This is a genomic window from Bradyrhizobium sp. dw_78, from assembly GCF_018449525.1.
In the GTDB taxonomy this organism is placed as follows: Bacteria; Pseudomonadota; Alphaproteobacteria; order Rhizobiales; family Xanthobacteraceae; genus Bradyrhizobium.
The window spans coordinates 47,976-72,360 of sequence record NZ_JAAVUS010000003.1; the positions used below are offsets into that span (position 1 = coordinate 47,976).

The 24,385-nt window shown below is 56.8% G+C and carries 20 protein-coding genes and 1 tRNA gene; 14 read left to right on the forward strand and 7 right to left on the reverse strand.

All coding sequences use genetic code 11. The features are described from left to right. Positions 1-137 precede the first annotated feature (137 nt). Together HB630_RS09395 and HB630_RS09400 are read left to right on the forward strand one after the other, a co-directional pair. Positions 138-2,033 carry a DUF3696 domain-containing protein gene (locus HB630_RS09395; protein ID WP_213771969.1) on the forward strand — a complete coding sequence of 632 codons (1,896 nt, stop codon included), beginning with the start codon at positions 138-140 and terminating at the stop codon, positions 2,031-2,033. After that, entirely contained in the window at positions 2,030-3,103 is a 1,074-nt protein-coding gene (locus tag HB630_RS09400; protein ID WP_213771970.1) for a hypothetical protein, read from the forward strand. The genes HB630_RS09395 and HB630_RS09400 overlap by 4 nt, the downstream gene beginning before the upstream one ends. Before the next feature lie 621 nt (positions 3,104-3,724). Here the strand turns inward: HB630_RS09400 and HB630_RS09405 are convergent. Beyond that, entirely contained in the window at positions 3,725-4,414 is a 690-nt protein-coding gene (locus tag HB630_RS09405; protein WP_213771971.1) for a hypothetical protein, read from the reverse strand. Positions 4,415-4,552: 138 nt separating this feature from the next. Next, the gene (locus HB630_RS09410; protein WP_213771972.1) at positions 4,553-6,493 is read right to left on the reverse strand and encodes a tetratricopeptide repeat protein; all 1,941 of its coding nucleotides are present in this window, start codon (positions 6,491-6,493) and stop codon (positions 4,553-4,555) included. A gap of 132 nt (positions 6,494-6,625) precedes the next feature. Between HB630_RS09410 and HB630_RS09415 the strand changes: the two genes are divergently transcribed. From HB630_RS09415 to dcd, 9 genes are all read left to right on the forward strand, one after another. Beyond that, the gene (locus tag HB630_RS09415; protein WP_213771973.1) at positions 6,626-6,862 is read left to right on the forward strand and encodes a helix-turn-helix transcriptional regulator; all 237 of its coding nucleotides are present in this window, start codon (positions 6,626-6,628) and stop codon (positions 6,860-6,862) included. Between the two features lie 326 nt (positions 6,863-7,188). Next, positions 7,189-7,374, forward strand: coding sequence for a type II toxin-antitoxin system prevent-host-death family antitoxin (locus HB630_RS09420; protein WP_218626071.1), 186 nt, complete (start codon positions 7,189-7,191; stop codon positions 7,372-7,374). Positions 7,375-7,501: 127 nt separating this feature from the next. After that, positions 7,502-10,525, forward strand: coding sequence for a type I restriction endonuclease subunit R (locus HB630_RS09425; protein WP_249780774.1), 3,024 nt, complete (start codon positions 7,502-7,504; stop codon positions 10,523-10,525). A gap of 190 nt (positions 10,526-10,715) precedes the next feature. Next, a complete protein-coding gene (locus HB630_RS09430; RefSeq protein ID WP_213771974.1) occupies positions 10,716-11,789 on the forward strand; it encodes a restriction endonuclease subunit S in 1,074 nt (357 codons plus the stop codon). A 131-nt stretch (positions 11,790-11,920) separates the two neighbouring features. Next, positions 11,921-12,937, forward strand: a complete 1,017-nt coding sequence (locus HB630_RS09435; RefSeq protein ID WP_249780775.1) for an anticodon nuclease — start codon at positions 11,921-11,923, stop codon at positions 12,935-12,937. Next, positions 12,934-14,562, forward strand: coding sequence for a type I restriction-modification system subunit M (locus HB630_RS09440; RefSeq protein ID WP_213771976.1), 1,629 nt, complete (start codon positions 12,934-12,936; stop codon positions 14,560-14,562). Before HB630_RS09435 ends, HB630_RS09440 begins: the two co-directional genes overlap by 4 nt. A gap of 306 nt (positions 14,563-14,868) precedes the next feature. Further along, positions 14,869-15,189, forward strand: a complete 321-nt coding sequence (locus HB630_RS09445; protein WP_213771977.1) for a hypothetical protein — start codon at positions 14,869-14,871, stop codon at positions 15,187-15,189. Further along, positions 15,179-16,210, forward strand: a complete 1,032-nt coding sequence (locus HB630_RS09450) for a hypothetical protein (protein WP_213771978.1) — start codon at positions 15,179-15,181, stop codon at positions 16,208-16,210. The genes HB630_RS09445 and HB630_RS09450 overlap by 11 nt, the downstream gene beginning before the upstream one ends. Beyond that, a complete protein-coding gene (gene dcd, locus HB630_RS09455; RefSeq protein ID WP_213771979.1) occupies positions 16,194-16,808 on the forward strand; it encodes a dCTP deaminase in 615 nt (204 codons plus the stop codon). The genes HB630_RS09450 and dcd overlap by 17 nt, the downstream gene beginning before the upstream one ends. Positions 16,809-16,877: 69 nt before the next feature. On the opposite strand, the gene HB630_RS09460 is transcribed toward dcd, so the two are convergent. The 3 genes from HB630_RS09460 to HB630_RS09470 all read right to left on the reverse strand — a co-directional run bounded on the left by HB630_RS09460 (position 16,878) and on the right by HB630_RS09470 (position 18,594). Further along, a tRNA-Arg gene (locus tag HB630_RS09460) sits at positions 16,878-16,954 on the reverse strand. Positions 16,955-17,070: 116 nt separating this feature from the next. Next, positions 17,071-17,475 (reverse strand): YccF domain-containing protein, encoded by a 405-nt coding sequence (locus HB630_RS09465; RefSeq protein ID WP_213771980.1) that lies wholly within the window; start codon positions 17,473-17,475, stop codon positions 17,071-17,073. A gap of 144 nt (positions 17,476-17,619) precedes the next feature. Next, positions 17,620-18,594, reverse strand: coding sequence for a sensor histidine kinase (locus HB630_RS09470; RefSeq protein ID WP_213771981.1), 975 nt, complete (start codon positions 18,592-18,594; stop codon positions 17,620-17,622). A 236-nt stretch (positions 18,595-18,830) separates the two neighbouring features. Here HB630_RS09470 and HB630_RS09475 point away from each other — a divergent pair, with 236 nt between their 5' ends. Together HB630_RS09475 and HB630_RS09480 are read left to right on the forward strand one after the other, a co-directional pair. Beyond that, entirely contained in the window at positions 18,831-19,673 is an 843-nt protein-coding gene (locus HB630_RS09475; RefSeq protein ID WP_213771982.1) for a glucose 1-dehydrogenase, read from the forward strand. 511 nt (positions 19,674-20,184) lie between these two features. Beyond that, the gene (locus tag HB630_RS09480) at positions 20,185-21,402 is read left to right on the forward strand and encodes a PHB depolymerase family esterase (protein WP_213771983.1); all 1,218 of its coding nucleotides are present in this window, start codon (positions 20,185-20,187) and stop codon (positions 21,400-21,402) included. Between the two features lie 41 nt (positions 21,403-21,443). Here the strand turns inward: HB630_RS09480 and HB630_RS09485 are convergent, their stop codons facing one another. Both HB630_RS09485 and HB630_RS09490 read right to left on the reverse strand, forming a co-directional pair. Then, complete coding sequence (locus tag HB630_RS09485; protein WP_213771984.1) at positions 21,444-21,773, reverse strand: hypothetical protein; 330 nt, start codon at positions 21,771-21,773, stop codon at positions 21,444-21,446. Positions 21,774-21,853: 80 nt separating this feature from the next. Continuing rightward, positions 21,854-22,522 carry an MBL fold metallo-hydrolase gene (locus HB630_RS09490; RefSeq protein ID WP_213771985.1) on the reverse strand — a complete coding sequence of 223 codons (669 nt, stop codon included), beginning with the start codon at positions 22,520-22,522 and terminating at the stop codon, positions 21,854-21,856. Positions 22,523-22,680: 158 nt separating this feature from the next. On the opposite strand from HB630_RS09490, the gene HB630_RS09495 reads away from it, so the two are divergent. Further along, positions 22,681-24,294, forward strand: a complete 1,614-nt coding sequence (locus tag HB630_RS09495; RefSeq protein WP_213771986.1) for an alpha-amylase family glycosyl hydrolase — start codon at positions 22,681-22,683, stop codon at positions 24,292-24,294. The last annotated feature ends 91 nt before the right edge of the window (positions 24,295-24,385 follow it).

A 24,385-nucleotide genomic window follows, 5' to 3' on the forward strand; every position in this document is an offset into this window, starting at 1 on the left:
CGCGAGCGGACTGACGCTCAAAATAGCCCCACTTGTCGTCCAGTGCTGATTCCGCGTTTCGTCAATCAAAGTCTGTTGCAACTAATAGGGATTGTGAAGTACGTTGTACTCTCGCTTTTCGTGTGTTGCAGGACATCATGATTACGAAGTGGTCGATTGAAAATTTCAAATCATTTCGCAACAAGACTGATATCGAGTTGGCCCCGATTACTGTCTTCGCGGGAGCGAATAGCAGCGGGAAGAGCACAATCATCCAAAGCATCCTTCTTATGAAGCAGACCGTTCAATACGCTCCGCCTACAAGGGCGCTAGCGCTGAACGGTCCGATGCTCAAGCTGGGCAAATTCAGCGATGTGAAAAATGCAGCCTCTGATCAGGACTTTATCGGAATCGGTTGGGAGATCGAGCTGGCCGATAGCGACCGACTTCTCTTTCGCAATGCGATTGGCACAGCGTTCCAGCCCTCTCGTCTTTGGGGCAGAACATCGGTCTCTCAAGTGGCGGGCAGCTTCTCGTGGGAAGTGCCGGCGGATACGGAGATCGGGCCGGGAGGACTTGGAACGCCGGAAGCTTTGCTGCAGTTGCAACCCAAGCTAGCAACATCGTTTCTCCGTGTTAGTGGTAGCGACGATCCATCGGAAAAGAATCGGTTCATTAAACTTCGAAGGAGAGAGGCCGAGTCTGAAATCGGCGATGACTCGGGATTTGCTTTCATTGTCCCAGAGGTCGACACAGCTTCGTCCCAGGAAATGCTGGCAGCGAAGCCAGATGGACAAATCGTAGGAGCTGGCCCAAGGCACTTTTTCCCTGGTCAGGTTCTCGTCAAATTTGACGGGGCCATGGAAAAGGCATTTCGCGTCGCCATCGCGCTCTGCGCGGAAGATATGTACCGGTACAGGTCTCCCAATCTACTAAACGTCAAGGTGCCGTACGCAGTCGTTCAACTTTTCCAACAAAAGGTCCCAACGAACCTGGGTAAAAACGTCGGCGGCGCCCTTATGCGCGTGCCTTCAGATGAGCTTATCACCGTCGAGCACCTCTCAGACTTGCTTATACATGCGATGGCAAGTGTAGAAGCGCATCGCGCGCGTACAGGACAACAGGCGAAGTTCAACTTTCTCGACATACGACCGCTGGTGACGAACCTGCTCTTTGAGTATTTCAAAGACCAAGACGACGTCCAAAGGGATGCCGTCGAGCCCCAAATTCCTCGGCTAATATATGAAGGAGCCGAGCAGGCTACCGCATATTTCATTGCTGCCGTACGGTACCTCGGCCCACTGCGAGACGAGCCGCGCCCGATCTACCCGCTAGAGGCGTTAGCGAATCCGACTGAGGTAGGTTACAAGGGTGAGCATACTGCAGCTGTGTTAGAGCTGCATCGAGATCGCCGAATCCGCTATTTGCCCAGTAATTTCCTGGAGGCCAAAGGCGATCGTAGGCTCAGACTCGCAACTTTACACGATGCAGTTGTGGATTGGCTGCAATACGTGGGCGTTGCCAGCGAGATACGCACCTCGGACAGCGGAAAATTCGGCCACGAAATCCAGGTGCAAACGCCTGGTGTGCCCCAATTCCACGATCTAACCAATGTCGGCGTGGGTGTAAGCCAAGTTCTTCCAATCATCGTTATGGCCTTGTTAGCAGAACCTCCGACACTTCTGATATTTGAACAACCGGAATTGCATTTGCATCCGAAGGTTCAAGCGCGTTTGGCGGACTTCTTTTTATCTGTTGCGTTGTCGGGAAAACAATGTCTGTTGGAGACGCATAGCGAATACCTCGTAGAGCGGTTTCGGCTTCGCATTGCGCAAGCCGAAGGGGACAGCATGACGAGGATAGTGAAGCTATACTTCACCGAAAGGAAGGAAGGAGACACGTCGTGCCGCCCGGTAGCAGTCACAAAGTACGGTGCCGTCCCCGAGTGGCCGAGAGACTTCTTCGATCAATCGCAAATTGAAGCCGAACAAATTATCCAGGCGGCACGAGCCAAGCGTCGTAGGGAAAAAGACTCTGCCGGTGACCAGGAATGATCGCAGTTGTAATTGAGCCTGCATTGCTGGCAGTACCGCCAGTTGCGAATTCAGAGGATGAAGTGGAATCGATCATCGATCGTCTCGCTACTTGGTCTGCTTATGCCGTGCGAGGTAGCGTCCTCAAAGTTGCACAGATGACGGAGACAGCTGAGATTTTGGGGGAGACAAACTGTTTTCCATCTGGCCCCAACGTTCATTCGTTGCTGGAGATGTACAATCTCAATCAAGTGTACACGCCTAACGAAGTAACTCGTTTGATAAATACAATTATCGAGCGGGCAATTCTCGTAAAGCATCTTACGGGCTTTGAGGTGCAGGCCTGTGAAACAGAAGACATTCACGTCGAAGAGTTTCAAGACCCACGATTAGCGGCATCAAGTGCTAACGCTTTTGCGACAGTCGGATCGGGCATCAACACGGAAGGCGTCTTTCTTGCAACGGCGTCTCCAGGAGACGGGGCGACCCGCCGTTTTAGGGGAACGGTCAAGGGAATCGATTTGGACCCATCCGCTGAGCTTGCAATTGAAATCCCCTTCGTTGTTGATAGCGAGGTTCCGATTGCGCAAGGACCGAGCTGTGTATACGAGGCGATAAGCTCTTCGAACTTATGGGACAAGGCTCAGGAAGCGATAGATATTCATTCCGCAATCGCGCTTAAGATGTTGGAAATTTCGAATGCATCGCGCGGGGGTTTGCAACTTGATCAATTACCGGAATTTTGTATCGGCAGCGGATTCTTCGAATCGTTGAGCGCTTGCCAGGCTGGACCAGAATCGCGGTTTGGTGACACGGTTCTGGAAAGCTGCGCTAGGGTCGTCTTGGGCACGCCGAAAAGCAGTTTGGACCCATTCATGAAGGGCGCGCGGTCAAAATCCACAGATCAGTGGGAGAGAAAGCGGGATAGCGCCCTGGCCTTTCGAACGCATGTTACCAAGTCACGAGAGGCTTTGAGGTTGATATTCTGGCGAACAACGAATGGACTCATCGAATTTGCGAACGTCGCCGTACACGATGATCTGACGTTATTGGAAGGGGAAGCGGCGACGGTAGTCGGAAGGTCGTGGTAGCTGCTTATTGTTTTCGCGGGGGACGCCCTGGGCCAATAGCTCGGGCACTATAGCATTGCCTAAACTGACAAAAGCGAAGTCCCGGACATAGAGAAGACTGCGGAACGCCACACTTTTATCGGGGCATAGACTCGCTACGATCAAAAGAAGAATCAAGGATTATAAGTAGATCGTTTGAACTAAGGGTCGCCAAGATAGAACGGGTCTTGGGCCAATCCGGACACAGGATACAGGAATTTCACCTCGGCGGTGGACTGGAGCCCGGTGTGGCCAAACGTGCAACATTTGATGGAATCCACTTACAAAGAAATTGGGCGAATCCTTTGAGGCGTTGTGTGAGCGGGCGCGAAAGGCCGCAATAGAGGCGAAAGCCAAGTTTTTGGTTTTCGGAGGCCTACCGGCTGACCCAGTCGAACCCGGTCAGGAGGAAGCTATCAAGGCCGCCGCATCGGCTATGCGCGATGAGCTTGATGTCGAAGATGGGTCGATGACGGCGACGCTGCGCTGGATCGGAATTTGATCCGAAGTAGACCAAACGCTGGTGTCGCCGGAGCGTGACTTCCGAGCTTGACCACAGGCGGCCCTTCATATCTGTTCGCACCTCTCGCAACGGTATCAACGCTATCTTGCCATTAGTTCAGCAAACCGCATGCCAAGCCTGGCCCAAATGGCATGCACCTTGTCTGGGCCGCCCGCATTTTTAGTGCCCCAACTCCCTGTATGCGGCACGCCGTAGATTTCGGCTCCATTCTCGTGTTCGATATGCGCGTTAGGCAACGACACTTCGCTTAATTTACTTAGCCGCTGACCGAAAGCGCGCTGAACTGCGTTAAATGTTGTTTGCCCCAGACAAAGCACCATGCGAGGCCGAATTATCTCAATTTGTGGAAGAGTGTACGTTTTCGCGCAATATGCTAGGTCTTCAAGCGGAATAGCGGCGCTGATGGAGCCCGGCTTGATGAAAACAAACACGTTGGTCGCATAGATGTCTGCAAATTCCAGATCGAAATGCTTTTTGAGAAGCCCCTTCAAGGTTCTGTTTGTCGGAAGATTAGCGTCGTGCCCGCAGCGCTTTCGCTCCTCTTTCTGCACCGAACTGTTCCATTTTGGAGATTTTAGCGTTTCTGCCGATGACCAGTCTTGGGCCACGATCATTAAGTCGGCTTGCAAGTTGCAGGCCGATATAGTCCAGGGGGTTATCCAGTCACCATCGTAAAAGCCGTCATCGAAGTCAGAGAGAGCATGGTACTTTGGATTTCTATCCTGCTTTCGTAGTAAGATTAAATCGGCGAGGGCTTCGTTCTTTTCCACTTAAGTAACCTCCGAAGGTTTGTACTCGCGTCGATTATCATGGTGCTACGTCGGCTCACGGGCATTCTAAGCCGTATATCCCGAGATCGGGTTGGCCGAAACCATTACCGAGACTGTGATGCTCATCGCCAAACCACGCTACCTCACCTCATTCCATACTGGTGTCGTCTTTTTCATACATACAAATTTTGAAAATTCTGGACGAAGCAACACGCCGCTTTTGTTGGATCGGTCGGCTTGATGTTTGCATTTGATCGGATCAGTGTATTCGGGAAAGCCGGAGGGCGAACAATCGGTTTGTTGTGTCCCAAAAGAGGCGCACAGAAAGATCGCAAAATGCGTGTACGTCCCATCAGCATTCGTAGGTTCAGCGGGGGCGGGCGATTGCTCTTTCAGGACGTTATAAACGATGGCGAGAACGGTTTGGGCGTTCGGATATTTTTGATCAGCGGCCTCGCGAAGGTACTTAATGCCTTCTGGGATATCTGGTTTCACGCCTTGGCCTGTAGCGTATCCAACGCCAATATGAAATTGCGCACTATCAAGCCCTTGATCGGCGGCGAGTAGATACCATTTCATCGCCTCGGCTAAATTCGGCCTTACGCCCTCACCTTTGGCATACATTTCCGCCATGTTGTTTTGGGCTTTCGCATCACCTTGGTCGGCGGCCTTCCGATACCAATTGGCTGCTTCCGTATAATCCTTCGTAACACCCTGACCGTCCTCGTACATGGAGCCAAGGATGTTTTGAGAATAGGCGTCACCTTTGTCAGCCGCTTTGCGAAGCCATTTCATAGCCTCACCATAATTCCGGGGCGTACCCTCGCCCAAATAAGACATACTCCCGAGATTTTTCTGCGCGGCGACGTCTCCTTGATCGGCTGCACTGTGAAACCACTTTATTGCTTCAGCATAATTCTGAGCCACGCCGTAGCCGGCGTAGTACATAAATCCTAAGCTGCTCTGACCGCTTGCATTTCCTTGGTCAGCAGATTTCCGGTACCATTTCAGGGCTTCCGCATAGTTTTGAACAACGCCTCTGCCATCAAAATACATGGTACCGAGATTGTGTTGGGCAATATCATTTCCTTGATCGGAAGCCTTCTGATACCACTTGATCGCCTCAGCATAGTCCGCCGGGATGCCTTGGCCTTTTTCGAACATTGCGCCAATATTGTTTTGCGCTTCGGAATCGCCACTGTCGGCGGCCATGTGATACCACTTATGAGCTTTGCCGTAGTCTTTCGCTACGCCATCGCCGAGATAGTAACGTGCTCCAAGTTGTTTTTGCGCGAGAACGAGCCCTTGGTTTGCAGCCAACTGATACCACTGAATGGCCTGCTCAATATCTTTCGGAACGCCTTGGCCGTTCGCATACATGATGCCCAAATTGAACCGTGCGACAGCGTGGCCTTGATCAGCGGCTTTTCGATATTGAGCTAATGCCGCTGCAAAGTCGCCGCCCTTTGAGTAAGCGCGGCCAAGTTGGTACGATAAGCGACTGCTGTTTGGATACTTCTGAACAGCTATTTTGCACGCCGGGATAGCGATGGAAGAATCGATCGCCTCGAATGCGAATCCCCGAGATTTATGCTGAATATCCAGATCGCTGGCGGCATAAGTATCGCAATCAGTAACGGGGGCATCTTGTTCGTTGCTATTTTCAGCGGATATCGTAGCAGATTCACTAGCCGCCGACGCTGGCTTCGAATTGGCGACTGAACTGCTAATTTCGCCCGCGTTTTCCGTTGTTTTTTGTGGTCCATGATTTTGCGATGCGACGAACAAACCGCCGATGATTAGTAATAAACTAGGCGAGGTCGCTATGCCTACTATCGACAAAACAACCCCTAGAACTGAAACAGCAACGCCAGATAGATTTAACGCAGTCGTCCCCCTCAGCACACCTATCAAACTGAAGAAGATAGCGATGGGAACGAACACAATGCCTAGGGTGAAAACTCCTAGAACCGCAAAAATGCACGCCAATATTCCGGCTAGAACCCCACTATGTCGACGTCTGTCTTTTCTGACCGCCTGTTGAACGGCTAATTGAATGTCTCGTTGATAATCACTCATGAAATCCTCTCTCGGACGGAGATAGTTGAAGATCGGATCGCCGATGACAAGCAGCCGAGCTCGTCCGAAGCGTTACTGATGCGTGTATTATAATACGTCGCAATTAAATGCACATCCTGTCCGATTGCGCGCATGGCGGAAGACGTGCGCAAACTGGTCGGGAGGAATGTCAGGCGGCTGCGGCTGCTCGCTGGCATTTCTCAAGCCGAGCTTGCTAATCGGATGGGAGTTGATCGGGGCTATATTAGTGGCCTTGAGCTGGGTCAACGGAACCCTACCATCGTGACCTTGTGGCACCTCAGCAAAGCGCTTGGCGTCAAGGTCAAATCGTTTTTCGACGGAGGCAGGCAGGGCCGCCGAAAGGCCTGAGCTTGCCTTTCGCTTGTGCAATAGCTGCGCTGTTACCGATAAGCGTTTCCGAGTCCGCTCGGCGTGTAGCAAGCGATCAGCTACGTGCGGACTCCCACGGTGGTAGACACACTCAGGTCCTGCTGGACAGAACTGACATCTCTAAGCCTGTTTTTACACGGCCAAGACCCACAGCAAGCGCCGTCGGCAACTCGCATATGTAGCCTTATAACTGAAGAAACGTGCAGGTTTGAAGAATGGCTTCCCACCGGAAGCCGGAACCCCTTGTTTTTTTGGCCAAATTGGCCAAAAAAGGATAGAGCATCTTCGGGCAGCGAGCGCGGATCTTGAGCGCGAAAGACGCGAATTACAGCTTCGGCCGGCAGATCGGCGTGGCCCGTGCCAACTGGGCGGCCTCCAAGCGTGGACGGCCGGTCGTGGCGGTGATGACGGTGGAGGAGTACGAACGGCTGAAGGTTTTTGAGGGAGGCCGCGTCGATGGCTGCCCAAGCCCGACGGGGAGAGCACAGTAATGGATCGAGCCATCCATAACAAGATCACCTTCTTCACCCGTGGCATCAAAGCAGCCTCGGCTCGCGTTCGCCTTTTCAGTCCAGGCAGTCAGACGCTTTCAGCAGATCCAAAGAGTGAGTTCCCGCGATGGCGATGATCGCACCCGAACGTCAACTAGAAGAGGCGCTTATCACGAAGCTACGGGACCTCAAGTATGAATATCGTCCCGATATCCGCGATCGAGCCACGCTTGAAGCAAACTTCAGGGTAAAGTTCGAAGCCCTGAATCGTGTCACACTCACCAACGGCGAGTTCCAGCGGCTCCTCGACGAGATTGTCACACCGGACGTGTACGAAGTTTCCCGGTCTCTCCGGAACCGGGAAGCGTTCATCCGTGACGACGGCACACCGCTCAACTATACCCTCGTCAACATCAAGGACTGGTGTAAGAACGACTTCGAGGTCATCAATCAGCTCCGCATCAATACGGACAACAGCCATCACCGTTACGACGTCATGCTCCTGATCAACGGCGTCCCCGTCGTTCAGATCGAGCTAAAGACGCTTGGGATCAGTCCTCGGCGGGCGATGGAGCAGATCGTCGACTATAAGAACGGCCCCGGTAACGGATACACCAAGACACTTCTCTGCTTCGTCCAGCTCTTCATCGTTAGCAACCGCACGGACACTTGGTACTTCGCCAATAACAACGCACGGCACTTCACCTTCGACGCGGACGAGCGGTTCCTTCCGATCTACCAGTTCGCGGCCAGGGACAACACGAAGATCACTCACCTCGACGACTTTGCCGATCGGTTCCTCGCCAAGTGCACGCTTGGCCAGATGATCAGCAAGTACATGGTCCTCATCGCGAGCGAGCAGAAGCTCCTGATGATGCGCGCGTACCAGATTTACGCCGTCAAGGCCATCGTCGACTGCATCGATCAGAACTGCGGCAACGGATATATTTGGCACGCGACCGGCTCGGGCAAGACGCTTACCTCCTTCAAGGCCTCGACGCTGCTCAAGACCAACGAAAGCATTTACAAGTGTCTCTTCGTCGTCGACCGCAAGGACCTCGACCGCCAGACCCGTGAGGAGTTCAACCGGTTCCAGGAGAACTGCGTCGAGGAAAACACCAACACCGCGGCGCTCGTCCGTCGCCTCCAGTCCGACGACTATGCGGACAAGGTCATCGTCACGACCATCCAGAAGCTCGGGCTAGCCCTCGACGAGAACAGTAAGCACAACAAGCAGAACATCGCTCAGGGGCGGTCAACGTTCAAGCAGCGGCTCGAGCAGATTCGAGACAAGCGGATGGTCTTCATTTTCGACGAGTGCCACCGGTCGCAGTTCGGCGAGAACCACAAGGCCATCAAGGAGTTCTTCCCGCACTCCCAGCTCTTCGGCTTCACTGGCACCCCGATCTTCGAAGACAACGCGACCGTTAAGCAGATCGAGGGAGACGTCGCCACCCTTCGAACCACCAAGGACCTCTTCCAGAAAGAGCTCCACGCCTACACAATCACTCACGCGATCGAGGATCGGAACGTTCTCCGGTTCCACGTCGATTACTACAAGCCCAAGGACGCCCCCGCCCTCAAGCCTGGTCAGACGCTCGCCAAGCAGGCGGTCGCCCAGGCTATCCTCGACAAGCACGATGCCGCGACCGGAGGTCGGCGCTTCAACGCGCTGCTGGCTACCGCCTCGATCAACGACGCCATCGAGTATTATGAGGTCTTCAAGAAGCTCCAGGCAGAGCGCCAGGCCGCCATCCCAGAGTGGGTCCCTCTCAAGATCGCCGCCGTCTTCTCGCCGCCTGCGGAGGGCAACAAGGACGTCCAGCAGATCCAGGAGGACCTGCCCCAGGAGAAGGAGGACAACCGGCACGACCCTGAGGGCAAGAAGACCGCGCTCAAGGCCATCATCGCCGACTACAACCAGCGGTATGGCACGAACCACGACATCGCCAACTTCGACATCTACTACCAGGACGTCCAGCAACGCATCAAGGATCAGCAGTTCCCCAACCGCGACCTGCCCCACAAGGGCCAGGAAAAGATCGACATCACCATCGTCGTCGACATGCTCCTCACCGGCTTCGACGCCAAGTTCCTCAACGCGCTCTACGTCGACAAGAACCTCAAGCACCACGGCCTAATCCAGGCCTTCTCCCGCACCAACCGCGTTCTCAACGCGACCAAGCCCTACGGCCACATCCTCGACTTCCGCAACCAGCAGGACAGCGTCGACGCCGCCATCGCTCTTTTCTCCGGTGCGCACGCTGACCGGGCTCGCGAGATCTGGTTGGTTGACAAGGCTCCGGTCGTCATCGACAACTTCAAGCAGGCCGTCGCCGACCTCGGGAAATTCATGCAGTCGCAGGGCCTCGAAGGCACGCCCGATCAGGTGCCCAACCTCATGGGCGACGACGCCCGTGCCCAGTTCATCAAACGCTTCAAGGAAGTCCAGCGTCTCCAGACCCAGCTTGACCAGTACACCGACCTCACCGAAGAGCAACGGGAGCAGATCGGGCAGGTCCTCCCCGAGGACGACCTCCGCGCTTTCCGCGGCGTCTACCTCGAAACCGCTCAACGCCTCAAGGAACAGCAGCGCACCCCCGCCCAGGACGGCGAACTGGACAACCCCGAGGTCGACCTGCTCGACTTTGAGTTCGTCCTCTTTGCCTCCGCCGTCATCGACTACGACTACATCATGAAGCTGATCGCCAAGTACTCGGGTCAGGACCCGAAGAAGCTCACGATCAGCCGCGAGCAGCTCACGGGCCTGATCCGATCCGACGCCAAGTTCCTCGACGAGCGGGAGGATATCACCGAGTATGTCCACTCGCTCAAGGAGGGCGAAGGCCTCGACGAGGCCGCCATCCGCGCCGGCTACGACCAGTTCAAGGCCGGGAAGCAGGCAAAGGAGATCGCCGACCTCGCTCAGGCCCACGGTCTGACGACCGCGTCCCTCGCGGCCTTCGTCGACACTATTCTCCAGCGCATGATCTTTGACGGCGAGCAACTCACCGACCTAATGGAGCCGCTCGGCCTGGGCTGGCGTGAACGCCGCGAGCGCGAACTCGCCCTCATGGCCGACCTCGTCCCCCTCCTGAACAAGCGGGCCCACGGTCGGGACATTTCGGGCCTCAACGCGTACGAGCACTAAGGGAAGCGGAGAAGTGACGGTAAACATGTCATCAAGTCGAGCACCAAAGCGGCGATTCCCAGAGTTCATTGGACAGCCGTCGCATGAGGTTCGACTTCGAGAAGTGACTGAGGAGTGCACGATTAGAAACGGCAGCAGACTTCCTCCTGCATCGGTGATGGGAGTCAGGAAAGAGGATGGCATCGTTCCGATGGAGGAACGTTTGGTCGCCGCGGATATCTCCCGGTATAAGCTCGTCCGCAACAATTGGTTCGCCTACAACCCGATGCGTCTGAACATCGGCTCTATCGCGCGCTGGCAAGGCAACAGCGATGTTCTCGTGAGCCCGGACTACGTTGTTTTCCGCTGCCTTGAGCGATCTACACCACCGGTGCTTCATCCGGGGTACCTCGATCACTTCCGGAAATCTAGGCAATGGGATGCGTTCGTAAACGAAGCTGGCGATGGTGGAGTACGTGTTCGAATTTACTACCGTGACATCTCACAACTGCGATTGATATTGCCTGATGTCGCCGAGCAGCAGCAGGTCGCCGACTGCCTCGGCACGCTGGATGACCTTATTGCGGCGGAGGGCCGGAAGATCGAAGCCCTGCGGCGACACAAACATGGCCTGATGGAGCAGCTCTTCCCCCAGCCCGGCGAGACCGTGCCTCGTCTTCGGTTTCCCGAGTTTCGCGACTCCGGGAAGTGGGAGGAGAAGAGATTGGGCGATCTCGGTACGCTCATCTCTGGCCTGACTTACAGCCCAACGGATGTGCAAGATGGCGGGCTACTCGTTTTGCGCTCATCGAACATCCAGAATGGCGAAATCACTCTTGATGATCGCGTTTATGTCCGACGCGACGTGAATGGTGCCAACCTCACTCGGCCGGACGACATTTTGATCTGCGTCCGAAATGGCTCCAAGTCGCTCATTGGGAAGAACGCGATAGTCCCGAAAGGAATGCCGGCTTGTACGCATGGGGCATTCATGACCGTCTTTAGAGCCTCGGCCCCACGCTTCGCTCGCGTACTTCTGCAAACGACAGCATACCAGAAGCAGGTAGCAGCTGATCTCGGTGCCACCATCAACTCGATCAACGGGAGCCAACTCCTGAAGTACCGCTTCACCGTTCCAAAGCCAGCCGAGCAGCTACGGATCGCCGCATGCCTTTTCTCTCTGGACGAAATGCTGGCCGCGCAGTGGCGGAAACTTGACAGGCTTAAGGTTCACAAGCGAGGCCTGCTCCAGCAGCTCTTTCCCTCTCCGGAGGGCAATGAGTAATGAGCAGTACGCCGAAGATCCATCGGTACATGGATTTGACGACTCTCGCACGAAGGCTCCGCAGCGACGTGAACGATCTACACTGTGTCTTACTGTACGCGTATAACCGAACGGGGAAGACGCGTCTGTCGATGGAGTTCAAGGATCAAGGGAAGCGAAAGGGCCGAGGGACGCCGGACACCCTCTACTTCAATGCGTATACTGAGGACCTCTTTGTTTGGCACAACGATCTTGATGGTGACACGGATCGGCACCTAACGATCAACGAGAACTCGTCGTTCTGCAAGGGTCTCACAGAACTTGCATTAGACGAGGCCATCGCGGGATACTTGTCACGCTACGCCGATTTCGATTTTGACATCAATTACGGAAAATGGGTGGTGACCTTCCGCAAGGGCGATAATGAGCGGATCAAGATCTCTCGGGGTGAGGAGAAAATCTTCATTTGGTGCATTTTCATGGCGATCTGTGAGCGGGTCATTGACGGACACCCCTCGTATCAGTGGGTAAAGCACCTTTACATCGATGACCCCATTTCGTCGCTTGACGACAACAATGCCATAGCTATTGCCTGTGATCTGGCGGTACTTCTCCGCAAAGCCGCGGCTCGCCGAGGCGCCGACGGCGAGCGAGATCCGCTCAGAACGATCTTCTCCTCTCACCACGCGCTGTTCTTTAACGTCATTTGCAACGAGCTTGGAAGGACAAGGGATGACCAAGAGAAAGTAAACATTAAGCGGTACTTTCTGCACCGACCGGACTCCGAGGGAGCGTTCACGCTACGAGCCACTGGAGATACACCTTACTTTCAACATGTGGCGATTCTCGCTGAGCTTCGGAAGTGTTTGCAGGTAGGAACCCTTTATACGTACCACTTCAACGCCCTGCGCAGCATCTTGGAGAAGACAGCGAGTTTTCTCGGCCATCAAGATCTCCGCGTCTGCCTGGCCGGCCTGCAAGACGAAGCCCTCTACCATCGCGCACTTAATCTGCTGAGCCACGGTAAATACGCCATCAACGAGCCGGTTGAGATGGTGGACGACAATAAAGAGCTGTTTCGCAGAATCCTCGATGATGTTCTTGATCGTTTCCAGTTTGCACTTCCCGAGCTTGTTTCTGAAGCCACCCCGCAGAGAGCCAACTCATGACTGATCAAGAGCAGAAGCAGCTCGGCAAGGCCCTCTGGGCCATCGCTGATCAGCTCCGGGGAGCGATGAACGCGGACGACTTCCGCGACTACATGCTCGCGTTCCTGTTCCTCCGCTACCTCTCAGACCACTACGAGCAGGCCGCGAAAAAAGAACTCGGGCGCGACTACCCTGACCCGAAAGCCATCGGCAATGGCGGGCGATCCTCCCTGTCTGTGTGGTACGAGCAAAATCCCCGCGATGTGTTGGCGTTCGAGAAGCAGATGCGGCTCAAAGCGCACTACGTCATCCGCCCCGAGCACCTCTGGGCCAGCATCGCTCACATGGCCCGCATCCAGGACGGCGAGCTGCTCAACACGCTCCAGGCCGGCTTCAAGTACATCGAGAACGAATCGTTCCAGAGCACGTTCTCTGGGCTTTTCTCGGAAATCAATCTCGGCTCCGACAAACTCGGCAAGACCTACGCGGACCGGAACACGAAGCTCTGCACGATCATCACCAAGATAGCCGAGGGCCTCGCAGAGTTCTCAACGGATAGCGACACGCTAGGCGACGCCTACGAGTACTTGATCGGCCAGTTCGCCGCGGGCTCCGGCAAGAAGGCGGGTGAGTTCTACACGCCGCAGCGTATCTCGGACATCCTTTCCGCGATCGTCACGCTCGACGGCCAGGAGCCGAAGACCGGCAAACGAAAGCACCTCGCTAGCGTGATGGACTTCGCCTGCGGCTCGGGCTCGTTGCTGCTTAATGTGCGCAAGCGCATGGGGCCGCACGGCATCGGCAAGATCTTCGGGCAGGAGAAGAACATCACCACGTACAACCTCGCGCGGATGAACATGCTGCTGCACGGGGTGAAGGACTCGGAATTCGAGATCTACCACGGCGACACACTGACGAACGACTGGGACATGCTCCGCGAGCCCAACCCGGCAAAGAAGCCCTACTTCGACGCCGTGGTCGCCAACCCACCGTTCAGCTACCGCTGGAACCCGAACGAGGCGTTGGGCGAGGACGTGCGCTTCAAGAACTACGGGCTAGCCCCGAAGTCAGCGGCGGACTTCGCGTTCCTGCTGCACGGGTTTCACTACCTCAAGGACGAGGGCGTGATGGCGATCATCCTGCCGCATGGCGTGTTGTTCCGCGGCGGTGCAGAGGCGAAGATCCGCCGGAAGCTACTCGACGATGGGCACATCGATACCGTCATTGGCTTGCCGGCGAACCTGTTCTATTCGACCGGCATCCCAGTCTGCATCCTCGTCTTGAAGAAGTGCAAGAAGCCCGATGATGTCCTGTTCATCAACGCATCCGAGCATTTCGAAAAGGGCAAGCGACAGAACTACCTGTCGGACGGGCATATCGGGAAGATCATCGACACCTACCAACAGCGTCCCGAGAGCATTGAGCGGTACGCCAGACGTGTAGGCATGGACGAGATTGAGGCCAACGACTTCAACCTGAACATCTCGCGCTATGTCAGCACAGCCGAGCAGGAGGCCGCGATCGATCTATCGGCCGCGCATAGGGAGTTGGTCGAGATCGAAAAGCAGATTCGGGAGTCAACGGTGAAGCACAACATGTTTCTGAAGGAACTTGGACTATCCCCATTGCCAGCGCCCTATAAGTAATCGAGGCGATCCCTCTCACGTCTCTCGGCGAGATCGTGATCGAGGGCGGCAAAACCTCGGCGGGGATGAGCCGTACTACCGCCCTGGCCGCTGCGGGGGCACGGGGCAGGCTAAAGAAGCGCGGGGGCAGCGGCAATGATTGCTTGGGCTCAAGACGCCAGCGACTAGCAAGGAGCAGGCGAGGAACGGACAGCCGTGCAAAAGGTTGGCTTCACCTATAGTTTTGTGATTTTCTTAACCTTCTATTGACGGTCACGCCCACATGATTCAGAACATCGAGATTCACGCTGATTCGCAGGGCACCTTATGTTAGCCGCCGTTCCCTCAGATGAATCAAGGACACTCGAATTATTCGATCTCGCACTGCGTATCCTGAAAGACAGAGGGAATATTCCTCCTCAGCTTTCGGATCATTTTAACGCGGTGCTTCGACAAGCAAAAGAGTTGGCAACGACGCCAACCAAGGTCCACGGAAGCCCGTCGCCCCAAGCCATTCAGCTTGCTTGCCGCATCCTGGAAATTTCAGAATTGCGTGCCGTCATCGCAGCAGTCGATGGCATCGACGCAGTGACGCCAGACATGGCATCAAAGATGCTTTTATCTCTGGAGGCGCGCGTTGCGCCCTAACGTTGATCTGTTCCTCATCAGGGATAGTCTACGTGAATGTCAGGAAACAACCTATTTCAGCGGGAAACTCCACACCTTCACCGCACGGTTGATCGAGGTCATCGACCACGTTTTGCAGAATGAGCAATCATTAGGGCCCGATATTGTCCGGGCGTTCGCGTCTCACGCCTTAAGCGCAAACCGATACCTCGCTGGCAGCACGACGAAAGAGTCGCCTTACGAGATAGAGTATTGCCTTCAGGCTGTTATACCAAAATGGTCGAAGCGCGACTGCCTAATAACGACAGCGCTCACCGACGAGCGAGATTTTCATTTTCGTCCGACTGATCCCTGGGCCTTCGTAAAGGCTGCGCTGCCTGGCTACGCCACTTCGGGCTTTGATCCGTTGCTAGTCCAACTTGGTGTGCCGAGGGTTTATAGCCACAAACCACTCTTCTGTGTGCCGCTGTACCATGAGCTGGGTCACTTCGTTGATATTTCAAACGGTGTAACGAACCTCAGTAGCCTCATCCAGCGACCCAATTCCGCTTGGGAGTTGCAGCATAGACTTGAACATTTTGCCGATATCTTCGCCGCAGCTTACATCGGAAGGTGTAGCATTAGAGCTCTCGAAATGATTGCTCCAAATAATCCAACCACCACGACTCATCCATCGACTGCTGACAGGGTCGCGCTGGTCGAAGACTTTTTGGCTGGCCGCAATACTGGAATAATTCCGTTGTTTCAGGCCTGCCTGCAGCAACTTGGGTTGCCGCCGCTTCAGATCGAGCACGTTGCGTTGAACCTCGATCCCGCCTTCGATGATATCAGAACGCACTCCATAACGAGCAAGGGCGAACTGCATGGCATATTCAATTCGGCGTGGGTATATCTGGAGAACACGTTAGACAATCGATCTGCTCCCTGGATTGCGCCCAGTTCAACGACGGCAGATATCGAGCGGGTTGTAAATGACCTAACGGAAAAGTCGATACGCAACGCCTCGATCAAAGAGAGGTGGGAAAGTGGCGCTACTCCATAGAGGCGAGCTTACTCGCCGACTAACTCTAAAAGGTGACGAAGCTCTCTTCATTGATCCATTGCTGGATCCGGGCCAAATCGGTGAGGTGACAATCGACCTACGCCTTGGATGTGATTTCCTAGTTTCGATACTGACTCGTCGGCCATATATTGGCACAGTAAAGAGCGATCCGTCTTTTCGCGGTATTGCGTCTTACTTCCAAACGACGCGGCGAGAGTTCGGCGATAGCTTCATGCTCTATCCCAACCAGCTGGCGCTTACTACGACACTGGAGTTTATTGGACTACCTGGTGACGTGCATGCTGACGTGTTGACGCGAAGTAGCTACACTCGGTTGGGCATCCATCTGAACACAATGATTCAGCCGGGATACCGAGGATGCTTTCCGATCGAATTGTTCAACGAGAGCAACAATCCGGTTGAATTAGTTGTTGGAAGCCGGATTTTTCAGACGCGGCTTTTTCAAGGTGAGTTTAAATCTCAGTACAGTTCGATTGCCGCCCCAAGAAAATACCTTGGGAATGTTCGTCCAATCGCGTCCAGGGCTGCGGATGATCCAGATTTAGAGCGCTTATTCCGGATTCGAGAAAAGCGCTAGGGAGCTTACCCAGTGCTTACCTAAGGGGAGGCTATAAAAGGGCAGCGGATCGTAAGCTATTGATCTTGCTGGCGCACCCGACACGATTCGAACGTGTGACCTTTGCCTTCGGAGGGCAACGCTCTATCCAGCTGAGCTACGGGTGCAATAAGGTTCATTTAGCCGATTGGCCCGGTCTCGGCAACGGTCAGTCGGAGGAGGTGAAGCGGCAATGTAGGCCGGATCCGGGGCGATATCCTGGACTATGGCGCGGCGGACTGGTCTAGGCCGGAACGATCTCCTTGCCGATCGGCCAGAGCGCGATTCCCGCTAATTTCAAATGGGCCCAGGCGAAGGGAATGCCGATGATCGTGATCGCCAGCACGATTGCGGTAATCAGGTGTCCGAGCGCCAGCCACCAGCCGGCGAGCACGAGCCAGACCACATTGCCGATCAGGCCGAGCGGCCCGGTGCCGATATCGGGTTGACCGGTCAGCGTTTCGCGGTTGACGGCCTTCTGGCCGAACGGCAGCAGCGTATAAAGCGCGATGTTGAGCGCGGCCTTTGCCCAGGGCAGGCCGATGATGGTGATGGCCATGATGATGGCTGCGACTACCCAGCCTATCGCCATCCAGACGCCGCCGCAGAGCAGCCAGAGAATGTTCAGTAAGATCGAAACAGCGGGCATGGCATTGCTTTGGAATGTGAGTGGCGCCGTCGTGCGAATGACTGCTTCCGACAATTATAAGCCTTCCCGAGAGCAGGCGATAGTAAGCGGAGCGGAGAACGCGCGGAAGGCGGCCGCGGGCGCAAATAGCCGGCAGATTGCAGCTCAGCCCTTGGGTATCCGGCACTGCATCGTGCAGTGAACGCCGGTTTCCAGGAAGGCGATCTCGGTTTTGCCCTCGAACGGCCCGAGCGCCGAATTCAACAGCTTGGTGCCAAATCCGGGCCGTCCGACCGGGACGACCGGCGGGCCTTCGGTCTCGTCCCAGACGACATTGAGGCGGCCATCTGCAACGGACCACGACACCTGCAACAATCCGTGCGCGGAGGAAAATGCGCCGTATTTGCCGGCATTGGTCGCAAGCTCGTGGAATATCAGGGCAAGGCTGACCGCGAGCTTGGCCGGAAGAAACACCGGCTTGCCGTTCAGGGTGAGGCGGACGTGACCGTAGGGACCGAGCTCCGAGACCAGCAGATCCCTGATGTCGCAACCGCTGCCGTCGACCCGCGCGATCAGGTCGTCGGCTGCGGACAGCGCCCGCAGCCGGGAATCGATTGTCGCCCAGATATCCGGCTGGTCCTGCAGGACCTGATGCAGCACGGCATGGACGGTCGACACTTTGTTTTTCAGCCGGTGTTGCAATTCGTCGACCACAAGCTTGCGATATTCCTCCTCCTCGATCAGCCGCTGGGCGATGCCCCGCTGGCGCGCGGCGACCGTTCGGTAGTGCTCGATGCCCCATATGGCGAAGCCGGATATCGCAAGGAAGATCAGCAGCAGCACCAGCTTTGCAAAATCCATTGCAGGACCGGCCGATGCGCCGTCGAAATTCAGGAATATCCCGAGCAAGCCCCCGGCAAGTGCGGTCGCGGTGCCGATCCTCCAGCCGGCAAAGGCCGTGGCGACAACGACGGCCGGGACATAGGGCGTGAAAAATATATCCGGCCGGATCAGGGAGAGCCACCACCGCGCCAACGTCGACAACGCGGTGCAGCAGGCAGCGAATCCAATGCTGACAAGCGGTGATGGCTGCGAGTTCCCCTGCCAGCCCCGCCGGAATTCGTCGATCAATTTCCCCATCCGCTACTTCAGCCCGATCAGCGAATCGAAAATAAGGCCGAGTCAGGGGAAAACCTTGCAACTCAAATGATACGGCCAGGATTACACAGAAGATTACGCCGCCAAGATTACATTGCATGGGCTCAACACCGTGCGTCCGCGTGACGGAATAATCGTGGCGAAAGAATAAAAGCCTCGCTTGCTTTGTTCCATCAGGCTGGCGATATTGAACGAAATCACGACAACGAGGAAACCGGATGGGACGGCTGGATGGCAAGGTCGCGGTGATCACCGGCGCGACGAGCGGCATCGGTCTGCGCACAGCGGAAATTTTTGTTGCCGAGGGCGCGAAAGTCGTCATCGCCGGACGACGCAAGGCGGAAGGCGAAGCGCTGGCCGCCAGCCTCGGTTCTGCCTGCGCCTTTCGCCAGACCGACGTCACGGTCGAAGACCAGGTGCGCTCGCTGATCGGGCTCGCCGTTGAAAAGTTCGGCCGTATCGACTGCCTGTTCAACAATGCCGGCGGGCCGGCGCAAACCGGCGGCATCGAGGGGCTCGAGGTCGAACGCTTCGATGCCGGGATGGCGACACTGGTGCGCAGCGTCATGCTCGGCATGAAACATGCCGCGCCGCATATGAAAAAGCAGGGCTCCGGCAGCATCATCAACAATGGCAGCATCGCCGGCCGGCTTGCCGGGTTTTCGTCGTCGCTTATCTATGGTGCGGCCAAGGCCGCCGTCATTCACCTCACCAAATGCGTGGCGATGGAGCTCGGCGAATCCAATATCCGCGTCAACTCCATTTCGCCGGGGGCGATTGCGACCGGTATCTTCGGCAAGGCGCTCGGCCTGTCGGTCGAGGCGGCGGAAAAAACGCCGGATGCGATGCGCGAAATCTACAAGACCGCACAGCCGATTCCGCGCACCGGATTGCCCGAGGACATCGCCCATGCCGCGGTGTTTCTCGCCAGCGATGAATCCAGCTTTATCAATGGCCACGATCTGGTCGTCGACGGCGCCATCACCGGCGGCCGCAACTGGACCGCGCAGCAGCAAGGTTACGTCGCGTTGCGCAAGGCGTTCGACCAGGGCGCGGGATAATTCGAAACGCCGGGGCTTATACGGACCGGAACCTTCGCGATCCGCTATGTCACGGGCGAAAGTACCACACGCAAGCCGTCGCGCGGGTTCCGGGATGGATGGAACCGCAATGCAAATCGCCAACGCTTCCGGCATTGCCATCATCGGCACGGCGTTCTTCGCAATCGAGTCCGCAGCATGGGCGCAGCGAGCTCTGTTTGCCACGCTATAGCGTTTTCGAACGAAGTGGATTCCGGTTCGCGTGATGAAAACGGGTCACAACAAAAGAGGTGAGCCCGGTTTTGATTCCATCAGAACCGATAAGGCTCTGGCGTTGTTTACGTTGTCGATGATGGCATGCGTCATATTTTTGACGTGGATGCGCCACTCAGCGGTCGAGTGACAACGAGTGACAAATTAACAACGACGGCCATTATCCACGAAAACCGACGGCACACGGCCTTTTTATTTTGCAGTGCAGCAACTATCTGTTGTTGAATGGGGTTGGAATATCTCCAACGCGGAGTTGCCGTTGTCGCTTGCAAAGAACGTCGAGTTCCTGAGCCGTTTGCCGAAGTTGAATGGCTTTAACGGCTTCAATGGCTTTGGAGCGTACGGATTTATCTCAAATTTTAATTATCGTGGTCCGTTGGTCGAGGTTGCCGATTTCGGACCGAATCCTGGCTCGCTCCGGATGTTTTCGTTTGTTCCGGATACTCTCCGGAAAAAGCCGGCGCTTGTCGTCGTGCTGCATGGCTGCGGCCAGACCGCGGCGGGCTATGATGTCGGCACCGGCTGGTCCGATCTGGCGAAGCGCTATGGCTTCGCGTTGCTGATGCCCGAGCAAAGGGCATCGAACAACGCCAATATGTGCTTCAGCTGGTTCAATCCGGCAGACACCGCGCGCGAGCAGGGTGAAGCGCGCTCGATCCGGCAGATGATCGCGCGGATGGTGCGCGATCACAAAATCGATCCGGAGCGCGTTTATATCACCGGCCTTTCCGCCGGCGGCGCGATGACGTCGGTCATGCTCGCGACCTATCCCGAGGTGTTCGCGGGCGGCGCCATCATCGCCGGCCTGCCGTTCGGCATCGCGAGCAATTTGCGGGAAGCGCTGAGCGGAATGATGCAGCCGTCGGCCCGTTCGGCGCGTGAATTGGGCGATCTGGTGCGTGGCGCGTCGAATCACCGGGGACCGTGGCCGAAATTGTCGGTATGGCACGGTACCGCGGACCGCACCGTCAGTCCCGCGAACGCCAATGAGATCGTCAAGCAGTGGCTCGATGTGCATCGTCTGCCGGCGGCTCCGATGTCGACCGGGATTGTCGACGGTTATCCGCATCAGGTCTGGTGGAATGCGGATGGCGCAACGACCGTTGAATCCTACACCATTACGGACATGGCGCACGGCACACCGCTCGGTCTGGCCAGTAACGAGGAGCGATACGGGGCAGAGGGCGCGTTCCTGATCGAGGCGGGAATCTCGTCCTCGTATCACATCGCGAATTTCTTCGGCCTGACGGGGCGGGTTCGCCAGCCGGAAGCCGTTACAGTCGAATCGCCCAGCGCCAAGCTCATTCCGGCGGTTTCTCCGCTATCGATGTCGGGGCCGGATTTGGCAAAGGGGCTGCGGCCGCTGCCGGCGGTCGATCGCCGCCCGGAGCCGCCGCACCAGCAGCGGCCGCGCCGAACCGTCGATGTCAGCGCCGTGATTTCGCGTGCGCTGGCTGCCGCGGGGCTGACGAAATAGCCCGGCGGGGCATATCGGTATCGCGGCGAATTTGCCGCCCTTCAAATCACTTCATAGGCAAAGAACAGCGTGATCACCGCAAGGCCGATCAGGCCCGCCAGAAAGCAGCGATCGGCGATTGCCTCGCAGCGCTCGCTGGTCCGCGTCAGGCCGGGATAACGGATCGAGATATAAGAGGCGATCGCGCTGGCAAGAAACAACAGCGACGCCAGCGCGGTATATTCATCGACCCGGCTCGGGCCGATATGGACTTCGGCCAGCTTGACCAATCCGATCAGCGTCGCGCAGACGCCGACCATCGTGCCTGAACTCGGCAGGATGTGTTTCGAAAGCGCCCGCTCTCCGTTCGAGGGGCCGTTGTCGTCGGACATGATGCGATCCTGCTCTGGAGTCTGGCCGGTTGTGTCGGCAAGGAGGCGTGCGGACTTCAATATCGAAGAACGTCGCCGCCTCACATCTCGCCGGTGAGGAACGGATTGGTCATCCGCTCCTGGCCGATGCTGGAGCCCGCGCCGTGGCCGCAGATGAATCCGACATCGTCGCCGAGCGGCAGGAGCTTTTCGGTGATCGATTGAATCAGCGTGGCGTGGCTGCCGCCGGGCAGATCGGTGCGCCCGACCGAGCCATTGAACAGCACGTCGCCGACATGGGCAAACCGCATTTCCTTGTTGAAGAACACCACGCTGCCGGGCGAATGGCCCGGACAATGCAGGATGTCGAAGCTCAGTTCGCCGATTAAGACCTGGTCGCCTTCATTGAGCCAGCGGTCCGGCGCGAAATCGCGCACGCCGGTCATGCCGAAGCGCGCACCGCTCGAGACCACGTTGTCGAGCAGGAACTTGTCGTCGCTATGCGGACCTTCGATCGGCACCTTCAGTGCGTCGCGCAATTCGGCGGCGCCGCCGACATGATCGATATGGCCATGCGTGAGCCAGATCTTCTCGACATTCACCTTGCTTTGCGCGATCGCGGCCTGGATCTTGGGCACGTCGCCGCCGGGATCGATCACGACGGCTTTCCTGGTGGCCTCGCACCATAGCAAGGTGCAATTCTGCTCGAACAGCGTCACCGGGATGATGACCGCGCCGGCCTTAGCCTTGGTCTGGGTTTCGTTTGCCATACCGGAACAATGCCGATTTTTTTCGCGCCGCCAAGCAAAATCAAGGTGAAAAGGCCGGCGCTTGCCGTTTCTCCGTCATCTTCCCGCCGTTTGATCCGAACCGGCGCACGACTCCGGCGTTACCTCGCGCAGCGCGATTTCGGAAGAATGATTGCAAGATGGATCAAAGCGGCGACTCCTGGTGGAAGGACGGCATTTTTTATCAGGTCTATCCGCGCTCGTTCCAGGATTCCGATGCGGACGGGGTCGGCGATATCAAGGGCATCCTCGATCGGCTGCCCTATCTGGCCTCACTTGGCGTTGACGCGGTCTGGCTGTCGCCGATCTTTCCGTCGCCGATGGCCGATTTCGGCTACGACATCTCGGACTATACCGGGATCGATCCGCTGTTCGGGACCATGAAGGATTTCGACGCGCTGGTGGATGCGGCGCATTCCTCGGGCCTCAAGATCGTCCTCGACCTGGTCCCGAACCACACGTCCGAGCAGCATCCGTGGTTCGTCGAAAGCCGGAGCTCGCGCGATAATGTGATGCGCGACTGGTACATCTGGCGCGATCCCGGGCCGGACGGCGGGCCGCCGAACAACTGGCTGTCCGAATTCGGCGGCAGCGCCTGGACGCGCGACGAAGCGACGGGACAATATTATTATCACGCCTTTCTCGCCCAGCAGCCGGATCTGAACTGGCGCCATCCGGCGGTGCGCGAGGCGATCCATGAGGTCATGCGCTTCTGGCTGCGCAAGGGCGTCGATGGCTTCCGCGTCGATGTGATCTGGCATCTGATCAAGGATGCGGAATTCCGCGACAATCCGCCCAACCTGTTTTATCGCGAGGGCCGTCCGCCGCATGAGAAGATCCTGACGCAATATTCCACGGATCAGCCCGAGGTTCATGACGTGGTCGCCGGGATGCGGCGCGTCACCGAGGAATTCGGCTCCCGCGTGCTGATCGGCGAGATCTATCTGCCGCTGGAGCGGCTGGTGGCTTATTACGGCAACGATCTGCAAGGCGCGCAGATGCCGTTCAACTTCGCGCTGCTCTCGACATTGTGGAGCGCGCGCTCGATTGAAAAGATCGTCACCGATTACGAACGTATGCTGCCGCCGGGCGCATGGCCGAACTGGGTGCTGGGCAATCATGATCGGCCGCGGGTGGCAAGCCGTATCGGTCGGGAGCAGGCGCGGATCGCCGCGATGCTGCTGCTGACGCTGCGCGGCACGCCGACGCTCTATTATGGCGATGAGATCGGCATGCATCAGGTCGCGATCGCGCCCGACCAGGTGCGTGATCCCTTTGAAAGGAACGTTCCTGGCCTCGGCGTCGGCCGCGACGGCTGCCGCACCCCGATGCAGTGGGATGCGACGCCCAATGCCGGTTTCTCGACATCGGCGCCGTGGCTGCCTTTGGCGGGTGATTTTACGGATGAGAATGTGGTCAGTCTTGACCGGGATGCGCGGTCGATCCTCAATCTCTACAGGGCGCTGATCAGGCTCAGGAAGGAAACGCCGGCGCTGGTGCTCGGCAGCTATACGCCGATCGCGGCGCATGGCGACCTCCTGCTCTATCGCCGCCAGCACGAGGGCAAGGCCCTCGTGATCGCATTGAACTTCGGCGCGGAACCCGTTTCGGTCACATCGAGTTCGATCGGATTCGATGGCGAGCTTCTGCTGTCGACATTTCTCGACCGGCAAGGTGAAAGCATCGAGGGCGTGCTGGGGCTGCGCGGCAATGAGGGCGTCATCGTCGAGGTGCCGCTCGATCGGGCCGCATGAGTCTTCCCAGCGCGATTGGCCGGTAGGTAGCCGGAGGGGCGCACGCCGGCTAAAACCAGTTGCGCTGTTCGTGTTGTGTTCTATGGTCGCG

Bases quoted from the DNA above. Each gene is read 5' to 3' on its own strand.
- HB630_RS09490 (WP_213771985.1), bottom strand. From the start codon at position 22,522: ATGGCAAACGAAACCCAGACCAAGGCTAAGGCCGGCGCGGTCATCATC.
- HB630_RS09395 (WP_213771969.1), top strand. From the start codon at position 138: ATGATTACGAAGTGGTCGATTGAAAATTTCAAATCATTTCGCAACAAG.
- HB630_RS09415 (WP_213771973.1), top strand. From the start codon at position 6,626: ATGGCGGAAGACGTGCGCAAACTGGTCGGGAGGAATGTCAGGCGGCTG.
- HB630_RS09425 (WP_249780774.1), top strand. From the start codon at position 7,502: ATGGCGATGATCGCACCCGAACGTCAACTAGAAGAGGCGCTTATCACG.
- HB630_RS09430 (WP_213771974.1), top strand. From the start codon at position 10,716: ATGGAGGAACGTTTGGTCGCCGCGGATATCTCCCGGTATAAGCTCGTC.
- HB630_RS09435 (WP_249780775.1), top strand. From the start codon at position 11,921: ATGGAGTTCAAGGATCAAGGGAAGCGAAAGGGCCGAGGGACGCCGGAC.
- HB630_RS09495 (WP_213771986.1), top strand. From the start codon at position 22,681: ATGGATCAAAGCGGCGACTCCTGGTGGAAGGACGGCATTTTTTATCAG.
- HB630_RS09440 (WP_213771976.1), top strand. From the start codon at position 12,934: ATGACTGATCAAGAGCAGAAGCAGCTCGGCAAGGCCCTCTGGGCCATC.
- HB630_RS09470 (WP_213771981.1), bottom strand. From the start codon at position 18,594: ATGGGGAAATTGATCGACGAATTCCGGCGGGGCTGGCAGGGGAACTCG.
- HB630_RS09400 (WP_213771970.1), top strand. From the start codon at position 2,030: ATGATCGCAGTTGTAATTGAGCCTGCATTGCTGGCAGTACCGCCAGTT.
- HB630_RS09465 (WP_213771980.1), bottom strand. From the start codon at position 17,475: ATGCCCGCTGTTTCGATCTTACTGAACATTCTCTGGCTGCTCTGCGGC.
- HB630_RS09445 (WP_213771977.1), top strand. From the start codon at position 14,869: ATGTTAGCCGCCGTTCCCTCAGATGAATCAAGGACACTCGAATTATTC.
- HB630_RS09475 (WP_213771982.1), top strand. From the start codon at position 18,831: ATGGGACGGCTGGATGGCAAGGTCGCGGTGATCACCGGCGCGACGAGC.
- HB630_RS09410 (WP_213771972.1), bottom strand. From the start codon at position 6,493: ATGAGTGATTATCAACGAGACATTCAATTAGCCGTTCAACAGGCGGTC.
- HB630_RS09485 (WP_213771984.1), bottom strand. From the start codon at position 21,773: ATGTCCGACGACAACGGCCCCTCGAACGGAGAGCGGGCGCTTTCGAAA.